Annotated in this window: 13 protein-coding genes; 6 read left to right on the forward strand and 7 right to left on the reverse strand. The window is 39.1% G+C overall.

Annotated features, from left to right (window positions below; translation table 11 throughout):
- Positions 1 to 8: 8 nt before the first annotated feature.
- The 3 genes from Q7674_RS06370 to Q7674_RS06380 form a co-directional block, all read right to left on the reverse strand.
- Complete coding sequence (locus tag Q7674_RS06370; RefSeq protein WP_305422114.1) at positions 9 to 680, reverse strand: outer membrane beta-barrel protein; 672 nt, start codon at positions 678 to 680, stop codon at positions 9 to 11.
- A 230-nt stretch (positions 681 to 910) separates the two neighbouring features.
- A complete protein-coding gene (locus Q7674_RS06375) occupies positions 911 to 1,291 on the reverse strand; it encodes a SpoIIAA family protein (RefSeq protein WP_045064253.1) in 381 nt (126 codons plus the stop codon).
- Positions 1,292 to 1,414: 123 nt separating this feature from the next.
- On the reverse strand, positions 1,415 to 2,353 hold the full coding sequence (locus Q7674_RS06380) for a LysR family transcriptional regulator (protein ID WP_023935318.1): 939 nt from the start codon (positions 2,351 to 2,353) through the stop codon (positions 1,415 to 1,417).
- 199 nt (positions 2,354 to 2,552) lie between these two features.
- Here Q7674_RS06380 and Q7674_RS06385 point away from each other — a divergent pair, with 199 nt between their 5' ends.
- From Q7674_RS06385 to Q7674_RS06395, 3 genes are all read left to right on the forward strand, one after another.
- Positions 2,553 to 2,882, forward strand: coding sequence for a DMT family transporter (locus tag Q7674_RS06385; protein WP_008989746.1), 330 nt, complete (start codon positions 2,553 to 2,555; stop codon positions 2,880 to 2,882).
- A 25-nt stretch (positions 2,883 to 2,907) separates the two neighbouring features.
- Positions 2,908 to 3,147 carry a hypothetical protein gene (locus Q7674_RS06390; RefSeq protein WP_008989747.1) on the forward strand — a complete coding sequence of 80 codons (240 nt, stop codon included), beginning with the start codon at positions 2,908 to 2,910 and terminating at the stop codon, positions 3,145 to 3,147.
- Between the two features lie 346 nt (positions 3,148 to 3,493).
- Positions 3,494 to 5,044, forward strand: coding sequence for a YadA-like family protein (locus Q7674_RS06395; protein WP_045064255.1), 1,551 nt, complete (start codon positions 3,494 to 3,496; stop codon positions 5,042 to 5,044).
- A gap of 68 nt (positions 5,045 to 5,112) precedes the next feature.
- On the opposite strand, the gene Q7674_RS06400 is transcribed toward Q7674_RS06395, so the two are convergent.
- Positions 5,113 to 5,448 carry a hypothetical protein gene (locus tag Q7674_RS06400; RefSeq protein WP_237156751.1) on the reverse strand — a complete coding sequence of 112 codons (336 nt, stop codon included), beginning with the start codon at positions 5,446 to 5,448 and terminating at the stop codon, positions 5,113 to 5,115.
- Between the two features lie 233 nt (positions 5,449 to 5,681).
- Positions 5,682 to 5,888, reverse strand: a complete 207-nt coding sequence (locus tag Q7674_RS06405) for a DUF3283 family protein (protein ID WP_008989755.1) — start codon at positions 5,886 to 5,888, stop codon at positions 5,682 to 5,684.
- A gap of 299 nt (positions 5,889 to 6,187) precedes the next feature.
- Here Q7674_RS06405 and deoD point away from each other — a divergent pair, with 299 nt between their 5' ends.
- Both deoD and Q7674_RS06415 read left to right on the forward strand, forming a co-directional pair.
- Positions 6,188 to 6,898: a purine-nucleoside phosphorylase gene (gene deoD, locus Q7674_RS06410; protein WP_045064258.1), complete on the forward strand. Its 711-nt coding sequence runs from the start codon at positions 6,188 to 6,190 to the stop codon at positions 6,896 to 6,898.
- 303 nt (positions 6,899 to 7,201) lie between these two features.
- Positions 7,202 to 8,692 (forward strand): lactate dehydrogenase, encoded by a 1,491-nt coding sequence (locus Q7674_RS06415; RefSeq protein ID WP_305422117.1) that lies wholly within the window; start codon positions 7,202 to 7,204, stop codon positions 8,690 to 8,692.
- An 80-nt stretch (positions 8,693 to 8,772) separates the two neighbouring features.
- On the opposite strand, the gene Q7674_RS06420 is transcribed toward Q7674_RS06415, so the two are convergent.
- Both Q7674_RS06420 and Q7674_RS06425 read right to left on the reverse strand, forming a co-directional pair.
- On the reverse strand, positions 8,773 to 9,120 hold the full coding sequence (locus Q7674_RS06420) for a RidA family protein (RefSeq protein ID WP_008989758.1): 348 nt from the start codon (positions 9,118 to 9,120) through the stop codon (positions 8,773 to 8,775).
- A 123-nt stretch (positions 9,121 to 9,243) separates the two neighbouring features.
- Positions 9,244 to 10,524 (reverse strand): NAD(P)/FAD-dependent oxidoreductase, encoded by a 1,281-nt coding sequence (locus Q7674_RS06425; protein ID WP_045064261.1) that lies wholly within the window; start codon positions 10,522 to 10,524, stop codon positions 9,244 to 9,246.
- 185 nt (positions 10,525 to 10,709) lie between these two features.
- Between Q7674_RS06425 and Q7674_RS06430 the strand changes: the two genes are divergently transcribed.
- Positions 10,710 to 11,744, forward strand: a complete 1,035-nt coding sequence (locus Q7674_RS06430) for an ABC transporter substrate-binding protein (RefSeq protein ID WP_045064263.1) — start codon at positions 10,710 to 10,712, stop codon at positions 11,742 to 11,744.
- Positions 11,745 to 11,788 lie beyond the last annotated feature (44 nt).

Below are 11,788 nucleotides of genomic sequence, written 5' to 3' on the forward strand. Positions count from 1 at the left end.
GATGCTCTTTAAATCGGATTTAGTATTTTGATTCCAGACCACGCTTCTTGCTCTTTACTTTGGGTAGCCGAGTGACGTGCCCCCATTTCTGCAGTGAAGTGATCTGACATACGCCATGCCACACCAGCTTGCACACCTAGTAGCTCACCCGATTGCTTATAGCTACCGTAACCATCACCTTTACTGTCTGCGATCATGTAACCTACATGCGCACCAATAAATGGATTAATGGTTTTATCTGCACGGAAAATATAATCCGCACTGACTAAATGAAGCGATACATCGGTATCAATGGCTTTTTTGTCATTATGATCAGACTCACCACTCATTTTCTGGTAGCTATAGTAAATACGACCTTTTCCACCTGCGGTATAAAAACCAATATCAGCGCCAAATAAACCACTTGCGTCAGGTGATTGCAGTTTGTCTGCTCCAGCATTCACATCAAGGCTTAAGTCAGCCATACCGCCAGTGATACCAACGAAGTAATGCATGGTATCGTCAAATTTAGGGGCTTCTTCAGCCAATGAAGCATCATTTTCTTCTGTCACAACAGGTGTTAATACCAAAGGCTCACTTGGGGTATATGCCGCTGTTTGTGATGTTGATTGTTCTGCTGCAAAAGAGGTTGAAGAGAAAATAGCACTCAGCAGTAGGGTCGCAAGCAATGTCTTGTTCATAAAACGATCCATTTCATCCTGTTTTATTGTAATGAAGCTTCAAGCGACTGTTTGTGCTCAAGCCTGTCTTTATTCCAATCAAGGTGCTGATTATACCCAAGCCACTTCAAGTTACTAGGTTCAGCGAGAATATCTTGGTTTGTAGGCAAGGAGATGATTTGAAGAGGAAAAATAAAACAAGTGATTTAAGTGGTGTAGAAAGCCAACGACACCATTTAATATTGATAGCATTACGCCTCTTTTAACCAATTCAAGGCATCAATAGCATCGTCAAAATAACGCACTTCACCTGACATAAACCAATTGCCAATTTTAGCACCGAGCTCTTGCCAATGTTTATTGCCATAAAGTGCAACTTTGCGAAAACTTTTGCCATGCTTTAAACCCAGTTTAAGATCATCCCAAGCAGCATGGAGATCCCAGCCGTCGCAAGCCGTACCATCAAAATATACATCAACCACAGGCTTATCGATACCTTCCAGTGCCGTATCAATTTCAGGTGTGATCATCTGATAATCTTGATGAGTTAACTTACCTGTTGCCTTTATCTCAACAAAGAATTTGCCATCGTTATTATCAATTTCAATTTGAATACCGTGAGACTTTGTCATGTCATCATCTCCTTGTTCACTTGCTAGCTGTATTTAGATAAAAGTTATTGATTGTTCTAGTATAGAACTTACAACTCTCCCAATTTTTCGATAGCAATATTGATGAAAAATGACTCTACATCGTTACAGGTTGACATAATGTGAAAGGTTTTTATCCCAATAGGGTGTCTCACCGATATACTCTTTAAAGAAACTTATTGCAGCCACTATTTTCTTCGGCAAATGCTTACGACTTGGGTATACCGCATAGAAGTGCATTCCTTGATTGGCCTCCCAATCATTGAGTAATTGGATCAGCTTTCCAGTTTTAAACTCATCGGTTAAAAGATAAGTGGCAAGATAGGCAATGCCCCACCCTGAAACACAGGCATCACGTACCGCTTCAGCTAAATCAACCCGATAATTGCCTGATACTGTGACACACAAGCCTTCTTGATCACGTATAAACGACCAAGTGCCGTGATTCACCTGCCTATTTTGGTAAACCAAACAATTATGCTCTTGCAAATCACGAGGATGAGTGGGCGCGGAATGATGCATAAGATATTCAGGCGATGCTGCAACGATAAAACGGGTATCCGCTAAACGCTGGGCAACATAACCTTCTGGAATGTTTTCAACATTGGTGATCCACAGATCGAGTCCCTCTTCGACCATATTAGCGCGATGATCAAATAGGCTGACTTCGACATGAAGATCTGGGAACTGACGACGAAAATGTTCAATGGCAGGGATAATATGCATAGTGCCGAAAGACTGTGATAATCCCAAACGAAGTGTACCTGATACCTCATCGCGGATGTCAGCCATCATGGCATCTGCATCTAATACAGCAGATACTACCTGCTCACAAAACTTGGCATATTCAATACCTTCATCAGTTAAGGTAAAGCTACGTGTCGTGCGTTGCACTAACTTCACTTGTAACTCTGCTTCTAATAAGCTCAGTTGCTTACTGACATGTGATGTTGATACTCCGAGTTTGTGTGCAGTCGATGTAAAGTTACCGCTATTAACCAAAGTATGAAAAATTGCCATTCGTCCGGCACGATCTTGAAGCACTGCAGCTACCTACCTATTACCTGTCTATCCCACTCTCTCTGCTAGTGTACTGTAGAACACAAACGAACTCGCCATTATTCCTATAACAGATGTCAATTATTACTCAACAGCAAAAGTAATTTCACAAAACATACAATTATCATCTTAAGAGAAATAATTATAATCACTTCATCGTTAGAAATTAGATTGGAGTTTGGTTGTGAGTTGGTTATTTCTTTTATTAGGTGTGTTAGCAGAAGCGACGTCACACGTTGCACTTAAATCTGCAAATGGTTTTACCAACCCATTACCAACAGCCGTTGTCATTCTTGGGCATATCACTGCCTTTCTATTTCTATCACAAGCAATGAAAAGTATTCCAGTAGGCATTGTCCATGCGTCTTGGGCTGGGCTTGCCATTATTCTCGTTACCACGCTTTCAAGCGTTATTTATAACCAACATATCGACACTAAAGTTTGGATTGGGATGATAATTGTTGCAGTGGGTCTTGCGGTTATGAATTTATCAGGCGCTGCACACCACCACTAAACATCCCATATATACGGGGTTTATTATGAATCAGCAACGAGCAGAAAATTTATATTACTACTTACGTAAACAAAATAGTTCTCAAAAAGAAATTAACGTAGTAATTAAACAATTAAGTGAAAATTACGGTATTAATTTATCCGATCTTGATCGTCGTTATCGCTCACGCATCGGATATTCACCAAACCGATATGATATTAATACTTACGGTACCGCAGGTTCACGTACAATGAATCAAACTCGTGGTATGCAAAAAACACATTAATTATTTCCTACCTCACATCGTCACTAATAAAAATATTAGTGACGATGTTCTCATAACTACTTTTCTATACCCAAAGAACTTCAAGATGCAGTGTTCAGCGAGACGAACTTAGTTCTCAGGCGCGGCAACGATTCGAAGATATAGTGGTTCTACATTGAGAATCGTTAACAAAGTCTGAGAGCTAAGGACGCCCGCCCTTTGGGAGCGTGTCACTGAATAAGCCACCTTGAAGTCACTTGGGTTTATAACATTATTTCTGATTTCTATTATTGCAATATCTTATATTTACCCGCCATTTTTTTGACGCTAGTGTTTAATAATTGTTCATAACGAAGTAACAATAATAATGAATCGATTAACTAAACAGCTACTTTGCTCAACGCCGCTTCTTATAGCCTGTAGTATTCATGCCGCAGTAATAAATAATGAACCTTTAGCTCAACCACAATCTCTCACTCAATCTAATGTGAACAATAATACCAATCATCCAATGGGCGGTAATATTGTTATTAATCAATCAACGAGTTCGCCACTACCGAATGGGCAATATCAGAACACGGTAATTGGAACAGCTCCAACCATTACAGGCTCTCATAATGTTGGGATTGGCTCAGGTGTAAACGTTGGTCATTATTCCCTTGCTGTTGGCGATTACAGCCATGCAAAAGATAATTCAGAAGCTTTTGGTACAAGCTCTAACTCATTGGATAATGGCGTAGCTATCGGCAATCAATCCTATGCTAATCATGCACTTGCTATAGGTGCCCATGCCTATGCAACAAACAACAGCATTGCTATTGGTAACGATAGTAGAGCTGACGAAAAAGACACGGTGAGTTTTGGTGGTAAGGTCAATCACCAAACGGTGGTCGATGGAAAAGTTCAGGTAACAACAACAGATGTAACCCGTCGACTAACTAATGTTACCGCAGGTATCAATGCTACAGATGCAGTTAATGTTAGTCAGTTAACCGAGGCTAAAAACACCTTACAAGGTGAGATCACCCATAACAGTCAAAACATTAGCAACAACTCAAGTGAAATCACCCGTAACAGTAACGATATTAAAACTAACATGGTGAATATTGAGCAAAACAATCAAGCAATTGATATCAATAAAAATATCATCGCTAACAATGCTAATAATATAGGTATTAACAAAGAAAATATAAATAAAAATATAACCAACATTCAAAATAACACGCAGAATATTACAACCAACTCAAAACAAATCAGTCAAAATACAGCAGGTATTAATGATAATAAAACTGTAATCATTAATAATGGTAATAATATTCAAAAAAACAGAAAAGATATTCTAAATAACACTAATTTAGTGAATAAAAACACGCAAACTATTACGAGCAATACTAATAATATTCAGCAGAATACAAGCAACATCAATAACAACAAAACAAATATAGCGAATAACAGTCAAAGTATTGAGAAAAACACGGCTGGTGTAAATACCAATGCTTATAACATTAGTCATTTGCATAATGAATCGATTAGCTACACCAATAATCATGTAATGGCGTACTACAACAAGTCTAAGCAATACACTGATGAAAAATCGCAACAGACATTACAGAATGCAAATAACTATACAGATCAAAGAGTCAACCAACTCTCTAACGTGTTTAATGAGAAATTAAAGAGCTTAGAAAACAGGGAAGATGCTGGTATTGCATCTGCAATGGCAATGGCTGCTATTACGGCTAAACCAAATCACAAATATAATATTGGTATGGGGTTAGGCTATTATGGCGATCAAGATGCTATCGCAATGGCTGCGAAAATCAATACATCTCCAGACAGTGTAGTCACTCTTGATACCTCATATAACTCAAATCACAACGTCGGTGTTGCTGCAGGTATGACATTCGGCTTTAACTGATTTTGCTCGTCAATTTAAAAACAAAAAACCGACGTACACCGTCGGTTTTTTATTGAGCCTTGCAAAGCTTACTTCATGCGTTCCATAACCCAAGGAAGCAATTCTAAATATGCATACCAACAACCCGTAGCGATTATAGCCGTCCATACAAGACGTGATAACCACTGAGAACGTTGAATATGACGAGAAGGATCTGGCTCACCACAATGAGGGCAAAAATGTGCACGGCGTGACACAACACCTTCACACGCAGGACAATCCGTTAAACGCTTTGAACGTGCAGTTGTGCCAGCTTTAGCTGATGATTTTGTAGTTTTTAGCGTGTGTGGACGCTGATCCGCACGCATGGGGATCATTACATCACTATTATCATCATCTAGTGCTGAAAATTCAGTTGTTTTCACTTTATTCACCATTCAGTCAATCTCTGCGCCCAATAATACTAAATTAAAGACTGAACAGCATACCTATTGGCATAATCTTTACTTAAGTTTCATTTAACACACGAAGATTTATCGTCACATAACGCGATTTATTGTAATTATATCAATCACTCACCAAAGTAAACTGTGACGTTCACTCTATAGATGTTGATATCCACAAGCATCGCTTTCAACCTCTAAAAAAATAAAAGTAATTAATTTACGCCCATTTGCATCTTATATTTTGATAATGATTTCTCACAAAAATCTCGTTCATCATCATCTTCAATATTATTTATAAGCTCAGCAAAAGCTTCATAACCTACTTTACCATTCTTCACTTTCCATACGGTATAAGCAGCTTGCTTATCTAATTCAATGCGTGTTCTTTCACCATCAGATAGTAATGTAAGGTTATGCATATAAGTTTCTCATAGTAATAATCTGCACTAATTTTACCCAAAAAAGTCTCTGTTCAGAATAACCTCATGCATCTTATCTATGCCTGTATTAGAGCATGACTTGAACTAGTTATTTATCCATCACAAAAACAACACAGCCATCTCCTTTTCAACAGATTTAGTTAACAGCATGGCTTTTTATCAAAAACAGCCTAAATTATGTGATATATATCACTAGTTAGCGCTTTGTGGTTTCATAAACTGAATCTATCAAAGCACAACAATAATGTTGATTAACTATTTTTATCTAGGAGCTCTTTATGGCTACTCCACATATTAACGCTGAGTTTGGTGATTTTGCAGAAACGGTACTTATGCCAGGCGATCCGCTACGTGCTCAGTTTATTGCGGAAACTTACCTAGATGATGTAAAGCGTGTGTGTGATGTTCGCAGCATGTATGGCTTTACAGGTACTTACAAAGGCAAACGTATTTCAGTGATGGGTCATGGTATGGGTATCCCATCATGTTCTATTTATGTGCACGAACTCATCAAAGATTTTGGCGTTAAAAACATTATCCGTATTGGTAGCTGTGGCGCTGTTCACGATGATGTAAAACTAATGGATGTGATCATCGGTATGGGCGCATCGACGGATTCAAAAGTAAACCGTATCCGTTTTGCTAACCACGATTTTGCAGCTATTGCAGATTACCATCTACTAGAAACCGCCGTTAACCAAGCTCGTGCACAACAAGTGCCAGTACGTGTCGGTAATGTTTTCTCTGCAGATTTATTCTACAGCCCAGAAAGCGATCTATTCGATAAGATGGAAAAGCTTGGCATTCTTGGTGTTGATATGGAAGCGGCGGGTATTTACGGCGTAGCAGCAGAGCTAGGCGCAAAAGCCCTAACCATTCTAACAGTTTCTGATCACATCAAACGTGGTGAAAAATTAAGCGCAGAAGATCGTCAAAAATCATTCAACGAAATGATGAACATCGCGCTAGAAACTGCCATCAGCCTTTAATTTTCCCATAAGCGGGAAACATGCCTCCCAGACGGTTTTCCGCTTATTTTTCCAAATTTAATAACGAAAACTAAAGGGATGTTAGTTTAATGAATACGTTTAATTAATATAAAACCAGCTCGATAATGTAAAATGTGGCGTCTTACACAATCATAGGTAACATATTCTTGAAACGTATTGTTCTCTGACAATGCTGAGTAAAATTTTACTCAGCCCCTTCTCACAAATCCTGTAACCGTTTAGTAATAATTCTAAAAATATCATTATACTGCATCCAAAGATCGCGCAAAGATAAGGTTAGATATGTCTACATTTCTTACAACGCAAAATCCCATCGAGCAGTTACCATTAGCTTTTAATGGCTACCAGTTTAATCACTGTAAGACACTGAGTTGTAAGAACTTTGGTTCACATAATCCCAACGACTACGTGCTCCAAAATAATAACCGTAATCGCCCGACTCTCGTATGTCGAGAATGTGGTGCTTTCCCACCATTATTAAATAACCAAGATGTGGTTGAAGAAACACTACGCTATCAAAGGCTTCAAAGTAGTGATTTACCTCGATGTACCAATAGTGAATGTGATAATAAACACTACCCTGCGCTAACACATCGTCACCTTTATCATGCGTTTGGGTTCAGTGGTGATAGACAACGTTACCGCTGTAAAGCCTGTGAGCAAACATTTGTTGATCGTTGGTCTGGTGCTAATAACAAACTTGCCATGCAACAAAAACTACTGGGGCTATTATTTACCGATTACCCTGTGCGTGATATTTGTCGACGCCTAGAGATCAATCCAAAAACCTTTTACGATCAACTCAATCATATTGCTGCTCGATGCCGTCGCCAGCTCGCCCTTTTTGATGAACGATTATTTAAACATCAACATCATGTTGAGCTTGCATCTAATATTAAGGACCTTCAACCTCAAAGCCACAATGGCGTAATGTGGGTTGCAAGTGCAGAGTCACAATCAGGCTATGTTGTCGCACAGCATATTAATTACCACGCCAATGATATTGCGTTATCTCATCTCTATCATGATGCCTATCAAGATTCAGCCCGTTTCATGTCGGCACCAAAGCACGATGAAACAGTATCTGATCCCTTTATTCCTAAAGGTATATTGGCAAAAGTTGATGCGACTTATCGTAAGATTTTCTCTCGCTCTAACATGGAGAATCCATTATCAGACGGCGCTAAAATTAATTATCCAACGAAGGGAACATTGATCTACCCACAGTACACGGTATACAGCCATTATCTCTACTTGAAAGAGATGTTCCAGAATAACGAGTACCTCGCTATCTTTATGCCACAAGAAACCTTGTTGCGCTCGGCATGCATCTCTGTGTTTATTGACCATATCAAGCAAAAACGTATTGATCCTCTCTACGTGATAGAAGACGAGCAATGGCAGCATGGTGACGATGCAAGTAAAGTCGATATTGTGTTATTAGGATGGTGGCAAGATCGTTGGGCATTCACTCATCTAGAAAATGCCAGTAAAGGAATCTGCCATTTAGGTGGTGAAACCAATGATGATAAGAAGTGGCTTAAACATGCCACCTATCGAGCAGTATCAAGTTACCAACATCGTTTTCAAGAGCAATTTAGCCAACTGATCAATGAGCCGCGACGAAAATTGCGACCAGCAGGACTGTTACCGCTATTAGATATTTATCGCGCTTGGCATAATTTGTGTCGCCAAGATAAGTTCTCATTAACACCAGCTCAACGATTAGGCTTGGCTTCATCCCCTATGACATTAGAACAACTGCTAAGTTAACAAAATAAAAAAGGCTTAATATCGCCACTCACTAGAGCTGATATTAAGCCTTTATATCAATAGTATTTTGCTATTAAAAATTACTTTTCAGCAGCAACCACTGAGATTTCTACTAATAGAGCATCGCGTGCCATACTTGCTTCAACACAAGCACGAGCAGGCGCATGACCTTGTGGTACCCAGTTATCCCATACCGCATTCATTTCAGCGAACATGCTCATATCTTTAATATAAATCGTTGCTGAAAGCATGTGTTCTTTATCACTCCCCGCTTGAAGTAATAACGCTTCTACTTTATCTAACATGGTTTGAGTTTGCTCTGTGATACCTTTCGTAGCATCTGCACAAACTTGACCACATAAGTAAATCGTACCGTTATGCTTAACAATGCGGCTCATGCGAGCACCTGTTTCTAAACGTTCAATCATGATATTTCCTGTTCGCTAATTAAGTTTGATAAGAATATAACTTTTTTAGCAAAAAACCAGTCAAAACACGGTAAAAAGTAAAATTTATTTGCAATAAATAATAATTTACACCGTAAATTTCAATTAGCGACCTAATGAATCTTCTAACCGTGCTTTCCAAATCGCCATTGCAAGCGCAGGTTTACGTAAAATTTCAGGGGTTGGGATCCAGCCTTGTTTAATCTTCGCAAAGACATCAAAACGCTCAGCGGTTCCTGCCATCGCTTCTGCTACGACTTTACCTGCAATGTTCGTTAAGCCCACACCATGACCGGTGTAGCCATGTGATACATAAATATCATCACCTAAGTGATCAATCTGTGGCATGTAAGAACGTGTTACTGCAAATAAGCCGCCCCAATGGTACTCCATTTTCACGTCAGCCAATTGCGGGAACACAGTGATCATACGCTGGTGTAAACGCTCGGCTGAATCACTGTATTCACCATTAAATGGATGGTTAACGCCACCAAACAAAATACGACCATCAGGTGTTGGACGATAATAATCCAAGCTATTGTTTAGATCAGACATTGCCATCATATTTGAGATTGGCTGACGATCACCTAATTGTTCGGTCACTGCAATATATGAAGCAACTGGCAATACAACACTTTGAGCCTTACGGTTCAGACCATCTAAATACGCATTACACGCTAATAGTACTTGTTTAGCTTTTACGCGACCTTTTGGCGTATGAATAATATGTGGGTTGCCTTTCTCAATCTTCGTTGCTGGCGTATTTTCAAATACCGATGCGCCTAGCGACATTGCAGCACTGGCTAAGCCTAAGGTGTAATTCAGGGGATGCATGTGTGCACTGTTTGAATCAAACAGACCACCAAGGTAGCGTTCAGTATTGGCTACTTGTTGAATTTGCTCTTTTTCCCACCAGCTTGCTGTTGGGTAATCGTAGCGCGTTTGCTTTAAGTCATACCAAGATTTTAATTCTTCTTCTTGGCTCTTTTTCAGTGCTAACTCGATATAACCTTGTTGGAAGTCGCAATCGATATTGAATTCTTGAATACGCTCACGAGCAATATCTACCGCTTCACAAGACAGATCCCACAGTTGTTTGCCCCATTCAGGGCCGTAAGTTTCATCAACTTCACGTAAGCCTAAACAGTAACCCACTAAACATTGACCACCGTTTCGGCCCGAGCCACCCCATGCTAAACGCTGAGATTCCAATACTACAACCGAAAAACCTTTCTGACGTAATTCGATGGCAGCATTCAAGCCCGTCATACCACCGCCAATAATACAAACATCTGCCTCGATATTTTGATCAAGTTCAGGTTGTTCTGGTAACGCATTAATTGTTGCTTGGTAATAACTATCAATATACTGACTACGCATTGACATCCCAATTGCCTATATATATGAACAGGTAAAAAATCGCGCGGATAATGTCACGACATTTCAATAACAACAAGTAATTTATTACCGTGATACTGCTCAAATAAAACACCAATTACTTTTGACATGGTTAAAGTTAACTCTATCATCCGCCCTTCACTGACTTACCTGGTCATTTAGGGAATTAAAAAATGAAAAAAGTATTTAAAGGGGTGACTACACTAACATTCGCACTTACAGCATTTAATGTTTCGGCAGAAAATGTTGTGCTTAATATTTACAACTGGGCTGAATATATGCCAACAGCTGTAATTCAAGCATTTGAGAAAGAATATAATGTCACCGTTAACTACTCGACTTTCGATAATAACGAAGCGATGTATACCAAATTAAAACTATTGGATAACAAAGGTTACGATGTAGTTTTTGCTTCGACGTATTTTATCGAGAAGATGGCACGTGAAGGCATGCTTGCCAAGATAGATAAAACAAAAATGCATCATTTAAAAGATGTCTATCCTGGTTTATTGGGTCAACAATTTGACCCTAAAAATGATTACTCACTGCCTTACGTTTGGGGCGTAACTGGCATTTCTTACAACTCTGATAGCATCAAAAATGATCAGGTAACTGGCTGGAACGATTTATGGAATAGTGATTTCCAACGTCAAGTCATGCTATTAGACGATGTTCGTGATGTATTTGGTATGGCATTAAAAGCGCAGGGCCATAGCATTAACAGCACCAACGAAGCTGAAATTAAACAAGCATACGAGAAACTACGCGACTTACGTCCTAACGTAGTTGTCTATAACTCAGACGCACCACATGTCCCTTATGTGACAGGTGAAGCAATGCTAGGTATGCAATGGAATGGTAATGCTTATTTAGCCAAGCAAGAAATGCCAGAGCTAAAATTTGTTTATCCTAAAGAAGGTTCAATTCTTTGGATGGATAACTTTATTGTGCCAGAAGGCAGTGCAAATAAAGATTTAGCCTTTAAGTTTATTGATTTCTTTATGCGTCCAGAAAACCAAGCAAAATTAGTTGAAGAGCTCGGTTTCCCAGCGCCAAATAAACAAGCTAAATCATTTTTACCTAAAGCATTACAAAACGATCCAATGATCTTCCCAACAGATGAGGAAGTAAATAAAGGTGAGTTTACTAATGATGTTGGTGATGCAGTCAATATTTACCAAAAATACTGGCAATTGCTGAAGAGCTAATAAAAGAAAGGGCAATAACAATGTTATTGCCCTTTTTGCTTATT

The organism is Photobacterium leiognathi (genome assembly GCF_030685535.1).
Classification (GTDB): Bacteria; Pseudomonadota; Gammaproteobacteria; order Enterobacterales; family Vibrionaceae; genus Photobacterium; species Photobacterium leiognathi.

Excerpts from the sequence above, each read along its gene's own strand:
- deoD (WP_045064258.1), top strand. The coding sequence starts at position 6,188 with ATGGCTACTCCACATATTAACGCTGAGTTTGGTGATTTTGCAGAAACG.
- Q7674_RS06375 (WP_045064253.1), bottom strand. The coding sequence starts at position 1,291 with ATGACAAAGTCTCACGGTATTCAAATTGAAATTGATAATAACGATGGC.
- Q7674_RS06405 (WP_008989755.1), bottom strand. The coding sequence starts at position 5,888 with ATGCATAACCTTACATTACTATCTGATGGTGAAAGAACACGCATTGAA.
- Q7674_RS06420 (WP_008989758.1), bottom strand. The coding sequence starts at position 9,120 with ATGATTGAACGTTTAGAAACAGGTGCTCGCATGAGCCGCATTGTTAAG.
- Q7674_RS06425 (WP_045064261.1), bottom strand. The coding sequence starts at position 10,524 with ATGTCAATGCGTAGTCAGTATATTGATAGTTATTACCAAGCAACAATT.
- Q7674_RS06430 (WP_045064263.1), top strand. The coding sequence starts at position 10,710 with ATGAAAAAAGTATTTAAAGGGGTGACTACACTAACATTCGCACTTACA.
- Q7674_RS06390 (WP_008989747.1), top strand. The coding sequence starts at position 2,908 with ATGAATCAGCAACGAGCAGAAAATTTATATTACTACTTACGTAAACAA.
- Q7674_RS06370 (WP_305422114.1), bottom strand. The coding sequence starts at position 680 with ATGAACAAGACATTGCTTGCGACCCTACTGCTGAGTGCTATTTTCTCT.
- Q7674_RS06415 (WP_305422117.1), top strand. The coding sequence starts at position 7,202 with ATGTCTACATTTCTTACAACGCAAAATCCCATCGAGCAGTTACCATTA.
- Q7674_RS06395 (WP_045064255.1), top strand. The coding sequence starts at position 3,494 with ATGAATCGATTAACTAAACAGCTACTTTGCTCAACGCCGCTTCTTATA.